Annotated in this window: 13 protein-coding genes; 10 read left to right on the plus strand and 3 right to left on the minus strand. The window is 60.8% G+C overall.

Features of this window, described 5'->3' with window-relative positions:
* Positions 1-255 precede the first annotated feature (255 nt).
* From JJE47_03240 to JJE47_03255, 4 genes are all read left to right on the plus strand, one after another.
* The gene (locus JJE47_03240) at positions 256-1,065 is read left to right on the plus strand and encodes an EamA family transporter (GenBank protein ID MBK5266425.1); all 810 of its coding nucleotides are present in this window, start codon (positions 256-258) and stop codon (positions 1,063-1,065) included.
* A 149-nt stretch (positions 1,066-1,214) separates the two neighbouring features.
* On the plus strand, positions 1,215-1,586 hold the full coding sequence (locus JJE47_03245; GenBank protein MBK5266426.1) for a sporulation protein: 372 nt from the start codon (positions 1,215-1,217) through the stop codon (positions 1,584-1,586).
* Positions 1,587-1,896: 310 nt separating this feature from the next.
* Positions 1,897-3,699, plus strand: coding sequence for an AAA family ATPase (locus JJE47_03250; GenBank protein ID MBK5266427.1), 1,803 nt, complete (start codon positions 1,897-1,899; stop codon positions 3,697-3,699).
* A 50-nt stretch (positions 3,700-3,749) separates the two neighbouring features.
* Positions 3,750-4,733 (plus strand): ceramidase domain-containing protein, encoded by a 984-nt coding sequence (locus JJE47_03255; GenBank protein ID MBK5266428.1) that lies wholly within the window; start codon positions 3,750-3,752, stop codon positions 4,731-4,733.
* A gap of 11 nt (positions 4,734-4,744) precedes the next feature.
* Here the strand turns inward: JJE47_03255 and JJE47_03260 are convergent, their stop codons facing one another.
* Positions 4,745-5,728, minus strand: coding sequence for a pirin family protein (locus tag JJE47_03260; GenBank protein MBK5266429.1), 984 nt, complete (start codon positions 5,726-5,728; stop codon positions 4,745-4,747).
* Between the two features lie 94 nt (positions 5,729-5,822).
* Positions 5,823-6,314, minus strand: a complete 492-nt coding sequence (locus JJE47_03265) for a MarR family transcriptional regulator (GenBank protein MBK5266430.1) — start codon at positions 6,312-6,314, stop codon at positions 5,823-5,825.
* Between the two features lie 168 nt (positions 6,315-6,482).
* Here JJE47_03265 and JJE47_03270 point away from each other — a divergent pair, with 168 nt between their 5' ends.
* Genes JJE47_03270 through meaB form a run of 3 tightly spaced genes read left to right on the plus strand, consistent with a single transcriptional unit; the run spans position 6,483 to position 9,408 of the window.
* Positions 6,483-8,039: a methylmalonyl-CoA mutase gene (locus JJE47_03270; GenBank protein MBK5266431.1), complete on the plus strand. Its 1,557-nt coding sequence runs from the start codon at positions 6,483-6,485 to the stop codon at positions 8,037-8,039.
* Complete coding sequence (locus JJE47_03275) at positions 8,036-8,437, plus strand: cobalamin-dependent protein (protein ID MBK5266432.1); 402 nt, start codon at positions 8,036-8,038, stop codon at positions 8,435-8,437. The genes JJE47_03270 and JJE47_03275 overlap by 4 nt, the downstream gene beginning before the upstream one ends.
* Positions 8,434-9,408, plus strand: a complete 975-nt coding sequence (gene meaB / locus JJE47_03280) for a methylmalonyl Co-A mutase-associated GTPase MeaB (GenBank protein ID MBK5266433.1) — start codon at positions 8,434-8,436, stop codon at positions 9,406-9,408. The genes JJE47_03275 and meaB overlap by 4 nt, the downstream gene beginning before the upstream one ends.
* Before the next feature lie 120 nt (positions 9,409-9,528).
* Here meaB and JJE47_03285 read toward each other — a convergent pair whose 3' ends face one another.
* The gene (locus JJE47_03285; protein MBK5266434.1) at positions 9,529-9,957 is read right to left on the minus strand and encodes an OsmC family peroxiredoxin; all 429 of its coding nucleotides are present in this window, start codon (positions 9,955-9,957) and stop codon (positions 9,529-9,531) included.
* 431 nt (positions 9,958-10,388) lie between these two features.
* Between JJE47_03285 and JJE47_03290 the strand changes: the two genes are divergently transcribed.
* From JJE47_03290 to JJE47_03300, 3 genes are all read left to right on the plus strand, one after another.
* Positions 10,389-11,759 (plus strand): branched-chain amino acid ABC transporter substrate-binding protein, encoded by a 1,371-nt coding sequence (locus JJE47_03290; protein MBK5266435.1) that lies wholly within the window; start codon positions 10,389-10,391, stop codon positions 11,757-11,759.
* 82 nt (positions 11,760-11,841) lie between these two features.
* Entirely contained in the window at positions 11,842-12,966 is a 1,125-nt protein-coding gene (locus JJE47_03295) for a branched-chain amino acid ABC transporter permease (GenBank protein MBK5266436.1), read from the plus strand.
* Positions 12,963-13,851: hypothetical protein (locus JJE47_03300; protein ID MBK5266437.1), on the plus strand; the 889-nt coding region annotated here is incomplete at its 3' end. The genes JJE47_03295 and JJE47_03300, both read left to right, overlap by 4 nt.

Here is a 13,851-nt window from a genome sequence, read left to right on the forward strand (position 1 = left end):
AGTACGGATCCGGCTGACGTCCATTCACAATCCATCCCTACGGGTCTCCCATTGTGCCTGCCGGACCTACCGTTCGACAAACCCCGCAGTCACGGCTGTTCCTGATCCGGGCTGGGTTAGCCTCATGGACATCCCGGGAATAGGACGCTGGGTCCAAATTCGTGAACCGGGCGGAAACCTGTTCGGCATGATGGAGTCGGCCGGCGTCCGACTCGAAAAGCCATCCTGGAGGATGTAATCGACTTCGTCCCGCTTATGTTGGTGCTGGCATCAGCACTCCTTCATGCTTCGTGGAACCTGATAGTCAAAGGTAGCCAGGACCGCCTCATCGCCGGATTCGCTCAGGCCGCTTTTGGGGCCATCATCTTCTCGCCGGTCCTGTTCATATCCGGAATACCAACCGAGGTTTGGCCGGCCATCGCGCTGTCCAGCTTCATTCATCTGACGTACACCGTGACGCTCATCACGGCGTACAACCATGGCGATATGTCCCTCGTTTATCCCGTCGCCCGAGGAACGGCCCCAATACTCGTAACCATCGCCGCGGCCCTTCTGCTCGACGACGTACCATCCGTCGCCGGCATGCTGGCCATCGCCCTGGCGGTGGGGGGCGTCTTCTGGGTGGCGGCCGGAAAGGATCGGAACGGGATCTGGTGGGCGATCCTCACGGGCGGCATCATCGCGGCCTATACCGTCAACGATGCGGCAGCCGTTCGATCACTCGAGGCGGCGCTCCCTTATACGATCGCGACCTTCTTCGGACAGACGCTTCTTCTCATCCCGGTCATCATGTGGCGCCGGTCACTCACCCAGACGGTCACCAGTCTCCGCATCGAATGGCGCCGTCACCTTTTTGCGGGCATGGCGTCGGCCGGGGCGTACGCGTTGGTTCTGTCGGCGGCCCGACTGGCCCCACTTGGCCTGGTCGCAGCCTTTCGTGAAACGTCCGTCGTATTCGGAACCCTGGGCGGCCTGTGGATACTCAAAGAACCAGCAGCCCGATCCCGACTTAAAGGCGCCGCGCTCATTGCTGCCGGGCTGGCTGTGCTCGTGTTTGCCGGCTGACCAGCCAGGCCAGGACCGCCAACCTAAGACCACCAACCCCAGGCACGAAGATCAGGAACGTTCCGATCGAACTAGCCAGGGCTGCCGACACACCCCATGTGATGTTCGCGACGATTACGGTTGAGGTACTGCACCAAGGAGATTTACGTATGCCCGAAAGCACCCCATTCACCCCGCAAGGCATCCATCGACTAGTCGCCGAAGCCAAAGATCTCATGACTGTCCGTCAGGTCGTTGGCGAACCGATCGAACGCGACGGCGCCACTCTCGTACCGGTCGTCGAGGTCCGAGGCGGAGGCGGAGGCGGTGGCGGAGGCGGGAGCAACGGCGGCGAAGACACTGGCAGCGGCGAAGGTATGGGCTTCGCCATGCGAGCCCGTCCGGTCGGCAGCTATGTTATGTCCGACGGCAAGGTTCGGTGGGAACCCGCCATCGACGTCACGAAGATTGCCGTGTTCGGCAACGTTGCGGCGTTGGTCTTGTTCCTGGCAATCTGGAAGTCCCGCCGATCCTCCCAATAGAAGGCCCGAACCGCCGGTGAATCAGTTGAGACACCGGGGCACGGCGTTCCGCCCGAAGCCACACGAGTGTCAGCGCCGATCATCCGGGCTTCTCGAACTAGACCTCGCGGCTAGGCACGATCTGTCCGACCGCGTCCCACTTCCCCAGCACAACCGGTATCGCTCCTACCGCACCTGGCGACTATCACACCACTCTCTGCGGTTGCAGTTGGACACTCCCGGCGGCGAGATTCGAAAATCACGAAAGATTTCCCTGGTCATGGGACCGATTTGCGCCTAGTGTCAGCCTACGGAACCACGGAGAGTGGCTATGGGCGTGAGGGAGCACCGGGAGGAACAGCGGCAACGCCGCTTGTTGAAGCTGTCCGGATGGCTACTCATCCCGGCCGGATATTTGTGGTGGCGGATCGCATCCGGCCAGCCGATGTTCCCCCAGATCAGCCTGCCAGACGAAGCCATGTTCTGGCTGCCCGGCCTGGCGATCATCTTGCTGCTGTCGATCGTCATGGTGGCGCCGATGCTTACCAATTCTCGATCGCCCCACATCATGTTCCTGCCAGAACAGATCGACATCGGATTTGATCAGGTCCAGGGAATGGGCCGCATCGTTGAAGATGTCAAGCACACCCTTACCGTCTTGACCGATAACGACCAGTTCCGCAATCAGATGGGCGGTACCCCGCGACGGGGCATTCTCTTTGAAGGACCGCCAGGGACCGGCAAGACTCACCTCGCCAAGGCCATGGCGAAGGAAGCTGGAGTTCCGTTTCTATTCGTATCGTCAACCGCCTTCCAGAGCATGTGGTACGGAATGACCGCCCGCAAGATCCGCGCCTACTTCAAGGCCCTTCGGAAAGTCGCCCGTGAAGAAGGCGGCGTCATTGGGTTCATCGAGGAAATCGATGCCATCGGGATGCGGCGATCTGAAACCTCTGAGTCCCACTCGGATCTGAGCGTCAACCGCTCGATGTCGTCTGGCACCGGGGGCGTGGTCAACGAACTGCTGATCCAGATGCAGTCGTTCGATCAACCTGCCGGGCGCGAGAAGCTCCACAATTGGACCGTGGCCAGGGCCAACAAGTTCCTGCCGGCTCACCGCCAGATCCAAATCAAACCGACTCCGTATAACAATGTTCTTCTCGTCGCCGCCACAAACCGGGCCGCCTCACTAGACACCGCTCTTCTGCGCCCTGGCCGCTTTGACCGTCAGCTACATTTCGGAATCCCTGGATCGTCGGCCCGACGCGAGCTGATCGATTTCTTCCTACGCACGAAGTCACACGATCCCGAACTTGACGAGGATCAGGTACGCGTTGACATCGCCTCGGCAACCCTCGGATATACCCCCGCGTCCCTCGAACGCCTCTTCGACGAAGCACTACTCATCGCACTGCGGGATCACCGCAACGCATTGTCGCTCGATGACGTGTGGCAAGCCAGAACCGACACCGAGTTGGGTCTTGCCGAACCCGTCGACTCCCCCGAGCACGAACGCGAATCAATTGCCATCCACGAAGCCGGCCACGCCACCGTCGCCTACCTGGTTGGGAAAGGCCGTCGCCTCGAGATGCTCTCCATCATCAAACGCCGGGAAGCGCTCGGATTCCTCTCCCACCGCATGCAGGAAGAGCGGCACACACAAAAGCGGAGCGAACTCGTCGCCCTCATCCAGATCTCTCTTGGCGGCATGGTGGCCGAGGAACTCTTCTTCGGTGAGTCAGGAACCGGTCCTGCCGGTGACCTCTCGGCAGCCACCAATGCGGCTGTCGAGATGGTCGGGTCACTCGGAATGGGTGGATCACTCGTCTCATTCCGGGCGCTGGACCCTGGCGTGCTCGGTGGCAATCTGGCAGCCAAAGTGCTGTCTGACTCCCAGGCGCGCGGCCAGGTAGATGGCATCCTGAGCGAAAACAAAGTAATAGTCGACGATCTCCTCAGCCGTCATCGTCATGTTGTTCGCGCTCTGGCTGACGCGCTTCTCGACCGAAACGAACTGATCGGCGACGAGATCATCGACGTCATCCTGGCGGCCCAGCAAGCCAGCGACCTGCCAATCGAGATCGATCTACGCGATGGCGTGCCGGTGATAGGTCCACACACCTCCGTCGGTTAGTCCGCCGCTGGCGTCACCGACTCCAACGGCGCCCCGACTAGTTTCAATTCATGCAGAAGGCCTTCACACCTTTCAAAGCCGGTCTGGGGTTCCTCGGCGTGGTCGCGGTATCGGCCGCCTTATCCCGACTCGACGGTTGGGGTGACCCGGCATCGAACGAAAGTGCCATCGGGGAAGTGTCGCGCTGGTGTGAGCGGGTGGGATCCGGACTGCTTCGCGAGCCCGTCAATACGCTCGGAAACCTCGGATTTGTGATCTCGGGACTCGCCATGCTGTATGTCCTTGGTAAAGACCGGGCTTCGGAACGTCCTGCCACGAATCGGTTCATCGGGCACTCGCCCCTGGCGTTGCTGTACGCAGGCGCAGCACTATTCCTGGGGCCAGGTTCCATGGCGATGCATGGGACTCACACCCGGTTCGGAGCCTGGCTCGACAATGTCTCGATGGTGGCCTACATCCTGGTCCCCTGGCTTCTCAACGTGTCAATCATGGGACGCTGGTCGAACCGGCGACTCTATGGCACCTACGGGAGCCTTTTGGCCATCTACGCGCTCGGATACTGGTTCGTTGGCAGCGACCTCGGCATCGGGCTTGACCTGTTCGGCGTGAGCATCGCCATGTGGATCATCTCCGAGGTCCTCTACCGATTCCACTCACCGACGATGCGCTGGGCTTCTGGCTTCGTCGGCTTCCTGGTCGGGGCAATCTTCGGCGTCACCCCGGCCGTCATCGCGGCGGATCTCGCCGGGCACTGGTGGATTCTCTTCTTCTGGCTACCGGGATTGCTCAGCACCCACCCACCGGAGGGTCGCCGACGCTACATCCCGTGGTATTGGATCGGTTCGATCGCGTTCGTGGCGGCATATGCCATCTGGCTAACCGGCACCAACGACCATCCGGCCTGCAATCCTGACTGGCTCATCCAAGCCCACGCCATCTGGCATCTGCTCGGGGCAGTCTCTACCTGGAGCTTCTTCATATTCCTGAGAACCGAGACCGTGAAAACCCGCTCACCGGTGGAAGCCGCGGGCTAGAGGCCAGTCCTTCAGGACCGCGGCTGCATTTCGCGATGCTCGATCTTGCCGTCGGCATGAAGCGCGAACCGGCCTTCCGAACGATCGTGGACGTGGCTCGGCGATGACCACGGCCAGCCCCCAAATTGGGTGCGGCGGTAGTCATCGAGGGCTTCTTGAAGTTGCTCTGGAGTGTTCATGACGAACGGTCCCAGCTGAAAGACCGGCGCCCCGATCGGCCGACCCTGCAGCAGCAAGAACTGGGCAGGGCCACCTTCATTGGTAACGAACGTCGCCACATCAGCTTTGAGTTGAACACCAGCGGACCTGGCAATCCGAGTTTCGCCGATCGCCACCCGGTCACCTTCGAAACAATGCAGAACGCGATTGATCTCACCGTCGGCGATGGGCATCTGCCAGGTCGCCCCTGATTCCATTCGAACGATCCAGATTCCCAATGCATTGGCAGGATCAGCAGCCCACGAGTCGGGTGGTGGCGGCGGAGCTCGATGGCCGTCGACTTCTCCTGCCACGACGTCTACGACGACACCCTTGGCGACGTTGACGCTCGGAATGTCCTCGTTCCACAAAATGGCGAAATGGGCCGGGACCATCTTGGAGGCCGGCGGCAGGTTGAGCCAGATCTGAAACAACTCGAGCGGATTCGGTGAATCTTCTTCGAGAAGAGGGAACATCTCGGCGTGCATGATGCCCGACCCGGTTGTCAGCCACTGGGCATCGCCACCGCCATAACGGGCGGTTGCACCCAAGGAATCGGAATGGTCGACATAGCCCTGGCGGACCACCGTTACCGTCTCAAACCCACGATGGGGATGTTGAGGAAATCCCGGCACCACGTTCCCGTGGTACATACTCCAGCCGTCTCGATAGGAAAAGTCCGATCCGATCTGGCGTCCGGTAAGCGAATCGACCGGCCCGAGCCGGTCGTTACCCGCCGGGTACCGGTCGAGGTGATGCACGGTGAATATGAAAGGATCGATGCCCGGCCACGGCATGCCCAGCTCGACGACTTCGATCACCGGGTCTTTCTGCATGGCCACCTCCATTTTGGCTGCATGCTACAAACATCGACCAGCAACCGGTACGCCGCTAGAAGTCCCCGGCGGATCGTCGCAGGCCCGCCAGTGATGCAACCACCGCTCTGGTCGTTGCGTCGCCCAGGTCATCCATGCCATAGCGAATCGTCTCAAGATCCCGGGTGGCCGCCAATACCGCTTCCCGACCCGCCTCAGTTATCTCAGCCAGGGTCGTACGCCGATCAGTCGGATGAGGCTTCCGTCGTACCAATCCGGCAGTTTCGAGCCGATCGATTGCATTCGTCACCGAGGTGGGGTGCACCTGAAGACGCTCTCCGATCTTCCCCATCGGGAGCGAGCCTCTCCTGGTGAAACTGATGAGGACGAGCGCCTCATATCGTGAGAAGGTCAGACCATGGGGAACCAACGCCTCATTGATCCGCGCCAGGACGATCTGGTGCGCCCTGGTGATCGAGGTGGCTGCCGCCATCGCGTCGGACTCGGCCCATCCACGAGCATCCCAGTTGCGCTGCGCCTCGCCAATCAGGTCGACATGTTCATCCATGGAGGATTACTATAGGTAGTGCAATAGTTGGACGTCCAACTATTGGTCCGGAACGCAGCTGTCCAAAAAGGAACCAACTTGTCAGATATACCCGATTCCGAGCAAGATCGACGGACCTGGCAAGACGCCTACGACCGCACACCACTGCGCGACGTTGACTTCGAAACCATGTCCGGCATTCCGGTCGACCCGGTCTATGGGGAAGGCCCCAATCCAGGCGAGTATCCATTTACCAGGGGCATCCGCCCATCGATGTACCGGTCCCGACTATGGACGATGCGCATGTTTGCCGGATTCGGTACGGCCAGCGACACCAACGCTCGCTTCAAAGAGATCCTTCGCAACGGTGGTACGGGCCTATCAACCGCGTTCGACATGCCGACCCTCATGGGCCGCGACTCCGACCACGAATGGGCCCTCGGCGAAGTCGGACGGGCTGGAGTAGCCGTCGACACGCTGGCAGACATGCGCGACCTCTTCGCTGACATAGACCTTGGCCACGTTTCGACATCGATGACCATTAACGGGCCAGCCCACATCATCATGGCCATGTATATCGCCCTTGCCGAAGAGACGTCTGTCGAACGCTCGTCTCTAAGCGGGACGATCCAAAATGACATCCTCAAGGAATACCAGGCCCAGAAGGAGTACATCTTCCCTCCCCGGCCCTCGATGCGTCTCATTACCGATCTCATCAGATTCACTGCCACCGAGATGCCCCGCTGGCATCCAGTCTCGGTTTCGGGCTATCACATCAGGGAGGCTGGAAGCAACGCCCCGCAGGAATTGGCGTTCACCCTCGCCAACGGGTTCGCCTATGTAGAAGCGGCGGTCGCCGCCGGCCTCGACATCGACGACTTCGCTCCCCGACTCAGCTTTTTCTTCAACAGTCACAGTGACTTCTTCGAAGAGATAGGCAAGTTCCGGGCGGCAAGACGAATCTGGGCACGGTGGATGAAGGAACGGTACGGAGCTCAAGACGAGCGGAGCATGCTCTGCCGATTCCACACCCAGACAGCCGGCGTGTCCCTCACGGCGCAGCAACCCGAGATCAACGTCGCCAGGGTTGCCCTGCAAGCACTGGCTGCCGTTTTGGGAGGTTCTCAGAGCCTGCATACGGACAGCTTCGACGAAGCGATGGCCCTGCCTACTGAAGACGCCGCCCGCATCGCGTTGCGAACCCAGCAGATCATCGCCTATGAGACCGGAGTCGCCAACGTGGCCGATCCACTCGGAGGTTCAGCCTATGTCGAATGGATGACCGACGAAATCGAACGTCGAGCCGAGGAGATCTTTGCCCATCTCGACCAGCTTGGAGATGGCTCGATCCTTGAAGGGGTATATGCCGGCATCGACAACGGATACTTCGTTGGAGCCATTGCCGACTCCGGATACCGGTTCGAGCGCGCCGTCAATGCCGGGCGTCGAATTGTGGTTGGCGTCAATCAGTTCACCGAAGGCGACCACCCCGGCGACCGGAACCTCCTCCGGATCGACCCGCAGGTCGAAGTAGACCAACTCAAGCGACTTGCCGATGTCAAAAAGAGCAGGAACGAATCGGCCGTAGCGAGTGCTCTGGCTGAATTGACGGTCGACGCCGCCGAACCAACGGTCAACATCATGCCCGCCACCATCCGGGCGGTTCAAGCCCTCGCTACCGAGGGGGAAATCGTTGCAGCCCTCGAAGCGGTGTTCGGCACGTATGTAGAAACGGCGGTCATGTGAGCCAACCTCCCATTCGTATCGTCCTTGCCAAGATCGGCTTCGATGGCCACGACCGTGGACTCCGCATGGTCGCCCGCATGTTGCGCGACGCCGGCTGCGAGGTCATCTACCTCGGCCTGCGCCAAACCACCGAAAACGTGGTCGCGGTGGTTGAACAAGAAGATGCTGATGCGGTCGGGTTGTCGATGCACAACGCCCAACATCTGACGCTGGCACCCAGGATGGTCTCCGCTCTCCGCAATGCCGACCTCGAGGTTCCCGTGATTCTCGGTGGGGTGATTCCCGACCAGGATGTCGCCCCGCTCATGGAAGCAGGAGTCGCCGTCATACTCGGCCCTGGCGCCTCCGCCGAAGAAGTTGTCTCAGCCGTCCGCGGGGCCGTAGCCTCTCGCTCGTGAAACGCGACTCAGTTACTCCAGCCGACCTCCTCCAGTTGGCGATGTCCGGCAATCGTCACGCCGTCGGCCGTCTTCTCTCATTGGTCGAGAAGGGGGGAGCCATCGCCGACGAGGTAGCCACGGTGACCCATCCCCTAACCAGCGACGCACGGATCATCGGGATTACCGGACCTCCCGGTTCGGGCAAATCCACCCTCGTGAGTCAACTCTTGAAAGTCATCACCCGGGCCGGCCTGAAACCGGCAGTCATCGCGGTTGACCCGTCGTCACCGCTCACCGGGGGCGCCATTCTCGGAGACCGGGTCCGGATCGACGCCACGGACACCGGCGCCTTCATTCGATCGATCGCCACGCGCGGACATTCGGGAGGCCTGGCACTGGGCGTCCCCGGCGGCGTCAGGGTGCTTGACGCGGTCGGATTCGACCCGATCATCATCGAAACAGTTGGTGTCGGGCAGGTCGAGGTCGATGTGACCGCCACCGCCGACACGACCATCGTCGTGGCCAACCCTGGCACCGGAGACTCCGTCCAGGCCAATAAGGCGGGACTGCTCGAAGTGGCGGACATCTTCGTGGTGAACAAATCTGATCTCGCCGGCGCCGACGACGCCCGCCGCGATCTGGAATTGATGTTGGATTTGAGTCACATGACCGGACAGGAAGATCCGACGGGGCGCCGTCCGCCCATCGTCATGGCCAACTCTCTAGATGGTTCTGGCTCGATTGAGCTTTGGTCAACCATTGTCGACCACGGCAACCATCTCGTTTCAACCGGACAGATCGAGGGACGCAGAGCTGCCAGAGCCAGGGCCGAACTCCACAGTCGGGCAGCCGATCGGCTTCTGGCTGCCTTGGACCGGGCCATCGATTCCGCGTCGGGACAGGCCATCGTCGACGCGTTACAAAACAAGGACATTTCACCGTCAGAGGCGAGCGATCAACTGATGCAGCCGATCCTACGCGAAGACTGATCCGGCCTCAGGGATCGACCCCCCGACTGGAACAGTCGATGGCGCAACCCGGTGGCTCCATGGAAACGGGCTTTCCCGAGCCGAGCTTAATGGACCACCGGGTCGTCGCCTATCGGTGGATCAGGCTTCGTGAACCTCAAGCGTGATCGGAACGTTGCCGGCCAGCGCTTTGGAGACGGGGCAGCCCGCCTTGGCACCTTCGGCGGCCTCGACGAACCCGGCGTGATCGAGTCCAGGAACGTTGCCGCGAAGGACGAGCACCATGCCCGTTATTCCCTCCCCGGGCACAAAGGTGGCGGTTGCTTGCACATCAAGTGAGGCGGGCGGAAATCCGGCTTTTCCAAGTGCATTGGAAAGTGCCATTGAAAAACACGAAGCATGCGCGGCGGCAATCAACTCTTCAGGGCTCGTCTTGCCCCCGTGCGACTCTGAGCGGGCTTTCCAGTCGACGGCCAACGGTCCGGCCGCTCCTGAGGTCAGCGTGGTGGTTCCCGCTCCGGTCATCAGATCGCCTTCCCAATGGGTCGACGCAGTCGAATCAAGTGCCATGGTGGTTTTCCTCTCGGCTGTTCGCATGTAGTTACTCCTCAACTGTACCCACGTTCAAGCCAATCGGAGTTGCCCGCGCTCAGTGTGGGCGCACTACCCGATGGGTTTGAACTCAACATTGACGGCAACGACTACCCAACCGCCACCGAAAAGAACGCCACCTGTCAGGGCTTTGTGTCACCCCAGGACAGGGTTTGCCATCGGGAAAACCAGCCAAAGTCCAAAGAGCTGTGAGCGAGCACAGAGCGCAAAAAGGGGCGTCTCGTCGCTCTGATGGGTCACAGGACGCTATCGTCTGGCAAATGGCGAGGCGTAAGGCATCGGTTGAAGGCTCCCTGAGGCTCTGCTGTGCCGTACGAGTTCGCCGATCCAGGCCAACAACGCGTGAGCGATTTGGCCGAAACTGAAAAAGCCGAAAGGAATTCATACATATGAAGTTCAAAAACTACAGAGGCCTTCTGGCTCTCCTGATGGTTCTGGCGCTCGTAGCCGCAGCATGTGGCAGCGGTAGCAGCGACACCACGGCAGGCAGCAGCGAGACCACGGCAGGCAGCAGCGACACCACGGCAGGCAGCACCGATACTACGGCCCCGAGCAGCGACACCACGGCCGCCGCTGGAGCACCCGAAGTATGCGCTTCCGATGCATTTGGTTGCGTCGAAGTTGCAGCCGGTGATCCGATCAAGATAGGTTCGTTGCTGGTAACCACCGGCCCGAACTCATCGCTTGGTCTGGACAGCCAGTACGGCATCGAATTGGCCCTCGACTATGCGGACGGCACCTTCGACGACACCAACATCACGATCCAGGGCCACGACGTGGTTCTTGTTCCCGAGGATGACGGATGTTCGGCCGAAGGCGGAACCGCCGGCGCCAATAAACTCGCCGCAGACACCCAGATCGTGGCCGTCATCGGCACGAGCTGCTCGTCCGCTGCGCTTGGCACCGCCGACAAGATCCTGGGCGACAAAGGTGTGACTTTGATCTCGCCATCCAACACCAGCCCGGCACTGACCGCCGAAGCCACGCACAACCCGTTCTACTACCGCACCGCCCACAACGACACGTTGCAGGGTGCGGCCGTGGCCGAGTTCGCGTACACTTTCAAGGGTATCAAGACCGCTGCCACGATCCACGATGGCAGCCCGTACGCCGAAGGCCTCGCCAACGCGTTCGCGGCTTCGTTCGAGGCTCTCGGTGGAACCATTACGAGCCAGGATGCCATTCAGGTCGGAGATACCGACTTCAGCGGCGTACTCGCATCGATCCAGGCAGAATCGCCGGAATTGCTCTACTTCCCGATCTTCGTGGGAGAAGGCAGCCTTCTGGTTCAGCAGGCCAAGACCACTTTGGGCGATTCGGTCGTCCTGACCGGTTCCGATGGCCTGTGGTCCGATGACTTCTATGCAGCAGCCGGCGACGGTGTCTTTTTGTCAGGTCCCGACGTCTCGGCCTTCGCCGGTGATGCCGCCCTGTACAAGGACATCTTCCTGCCTCGTTATGCCGAGAAGTACGGATCTGAGCCATTGTCCGCTTTCCATGCTCATGCATGGGACGCCGCCAACATTGTGCTCGGAGCCATCGAAGCGGTAGCTGTCGACTCAGGCGGCACGCTGTACATCCCTCGTACGGGGCTCCGTGACGCCATTGCAGCCACCAACGGCTACACCGGCATCACCGGAACGCTTAGCTGCAATGCCAATGGCGACTGCCAGCCGTCGGCCACCATCGCGGTGTTCGAGATCGTCGGGGGCCAACAAGCCGCCGATCCGGTCTTCAGCGTTGTGAAGTCGCTCGAGTAACCGTCCAAAACGAAATAGAGGGAGGGGGCTTCGGCCCCCTCCCTGTTACCCCATACCGAGTTCACTGGAGAGAGTGACAAATATGACGACGCAAACCGCGGTCGGTAGTCGGTATCGACTGTTCCTCGAACGATTTCCCGTCAGACGGTTCGTCCTCGTCCTGCTCGCACTGGTGATCGCCTACGGTGGAGCCGCCGGATCCATTGCCACCCTCCGGGCCGGCCGATTCACGGGCGAAGTCTGGGCAAACCTGTTCATTTCCGGCGTGGCTCGCGGAAGCGTATACGCCATCATCGCCCTCGGCTACACGCTGGTCTACGGCATCCTCTTCATCATCAACTTTGCCCATGGTGAAGTGTTCATGGCCGGTGCTTATACCGCTTACTTCGTAGCTGTCGGGCTTGCCTCAAACGGCATGCTGGAATCGCACCCGATCGTCTCCATCGCGATCCTCTTCGTGATTTCATCACTCGTATCCATGGGCGTGGCCATCCTCCTTGAGAGAATCGCCTACCGCCCGCTCCGCGGTGCCCCCCGCCTCGTACCACTTATCACCGCTATCGGAGCCTCACTATTCCTCCAATACACATTCCGCGGTTTCTACGGTGCAAATGCCCGTGCCTACCCCACCATTCCAGCCATCCAGGGGACCTGGAATATCGGCAAACTCAACATCGATTTCCTGAACATCCACCTCAATGGATACCCCTTCCAGAAAGTACACGTCATATCGATTCTCGGGGCGGTAGCCCTCTGGCTCATACTGTTCTGGATCGTGGAACGAACCAGGGTCGGGCGCGAGATGCGTGCGGTCGGTGAAGATCGTGAGATCGCCGCTCTTATGGGTGTCGACGTGAACCGAACCATCGTCTTCACCTTCGGTATCGGCGGCGCGTTGGCCGGAGCGGCCGGGATCCTGTACGTATTCCTCTTCAACCAGGTCATCTTCACGATGGGTTTCTTCCCTGGGTTGAAGGCCTTCACCGCCGCGGTACTCGGAGGTATCGGTTCGATCACCGGCGCCGCACTCGGTGGATTGATCCTCGGAATCCTTGAGACCGTCGGACCCAATCTGTTCCTCGACGGGGCGGGAGTACCCTCCCCGAACCAGTTGATCCCGATCGTCGCATTCGGCATTCTGGTTCTGGTCTTGATCTTCCTGCCGGGAGGCTTCCTCGGCGCCCCCGACGACAAGAACCGCGCATGACCCCTGAACTAAAACGCTCGCTCCGCCAGGGTCTCGTGGGCGGCGCAGTCGTCCTCTATCTCGCCTCGGTCGGCATGCTCGTCGCCTTCGATGCACGAGCCATCATCACCAACGTCGTCAACTTTGCGACGGTTCTGATCGTGGTCACGTTTGCCGCCTTCGGATACCTGGCGGGCCGACCCGGCAAGGGTGGCGAACCAGCCCAACCATTCCTCCTGGCCGGAGCGGTAACCGGCGCCATCGCCGGCGCAACGGTTGGCTTAGCGGCAGTAATAGTGGATTTCCTGATCACCGGTCTCGAATGGGACGTTCGCAGCATGTGGACCAGCGTCAGCCCCACACTGATGGAACTGCTGTCCTTCGGCCAATCGCCCATCGTCGGCGCCCTCCTGATGACGCTGCTGGGCCTCGCAGCCGGGCTAGCTGCCGGTTCGCTCCATCTGGTGACGACCACCAACCGCAAGGTCATCCTGATGGGCTTGATGGCCTTTGTCTTCGGGGCTCTCGGAGCTCCCCTATTCAAGGTCATGCTCGACGGGATGCACATTCCCAACCGGTGGTTATTCGACCGGGACGGTCTCACCATCATCGGGGCCATCGTGCTGTTCGCCGCATTCAGCCTGGCCCGATTGGGATCGTTCCGAGTCGGTGGTCCCCGCCAGGCCCTGTTGAAAGTACCCGGCACTTCCGAGAAGAACCTTCGCTGGGTCATCAGCGTCCTGGCGCTCCTTGGTATCGCCGTTCTGCCGTGGATCGTCAACGATTTCGTCTCAGACGTCCTCGGGTTCGTCGGTTTGTACATCTTGCTCGGTCTCGGTCTGAACATCGTCGTCGGGTTCGCCGGTCTGCTGGACCTGGGGTATGTCGCCTTTTACGCGGTGGGAG

The sequence above is a fragment of the Acidimicrobiia bacterium genome (genome assembly GCA_016650365.1).
Classification (GTDB): Bacteria; Actinomycetota; Acidimicrobiia; order Spongiisociales; family JAENVV01; genus JAENVV01.

What these genes read in the sequence shown, in the direction of transcription:
- JJE47_03260 (MBK5266429.1), bottom strand. Translation starts at nt 5,728, where the DNA reads ATGCCGTGGCCGGGCATCGATCCTTTCATATTCACCGTGCATCACCTC.
- JJE47_03240 (MBK5266425.1), top strand. Translation starts at nt 256, where the DNA reads ATGTTGGTGCTGGCATCAGCACTCCTTCATGCTTCGTGGAACCTGATA.
- JJE47_03265 (MBK5266430.1), bottom strand. Translation starts at nt 6,314, where the DNA reads ATGGATGAACATGTCGACCTGATTGGCGAGGCGCAGCGCAACTGGGAT.
- JJE47_03255 (MBK5266428.1), top strand. Translation starts at nt 3,750, where the DNA reads ATGCAGAAGGCCTTCACACCTTTCAAAGCCGGTCTGGGGTTCCTCGGC.
- JJE47_03270 (MBK5266431.1), top strand. Translation starts at nt 6,483, where the DNA reads ATGTCCGGCATTCCGGTCGACCCGGTCTATGGGGAAGGCCCCAATCCA.
- JJE47_03285 (MBK5266434.1), bottom strand. Translation starts at nt 9,957, where the DNA reads ATGGCACTTGATTCGACTGCGTCGACCCATTGGGAAGGCGATCTGATG.
- JJE47_03290 (MBK5266435.1), top strand. Translation starts at nt 10,389, where the DNA reads ATGAAGTTCAAAAACTACAGAGGCCTTCTGGCTCTCCTGATGGTTCTG.
- JJE47_03250 (MBK5266427.1), top strand. Translation starts at nt 1,897, where the DNA reads ATGGGCGTGAGGGAGCACCGGGAGGAACAGCGGCAACGCCGCTTGTTG.
- JJE47_03295 (MBK5266436.1), top strand. Translation starts at nt 11,842, where the DNA reads ATGACGACGCAAACCGCGGTCGGTAGTCGGTATCGACTGTTCCTCGAA.
- JJE47_03245 (MBK5266426.1), top strand. Translation starts at nt 1,215, where the DNA reads ATGCCCGAAAGCACCCCATTCACCCCGCAAGGCATCCATCGACTAGTC.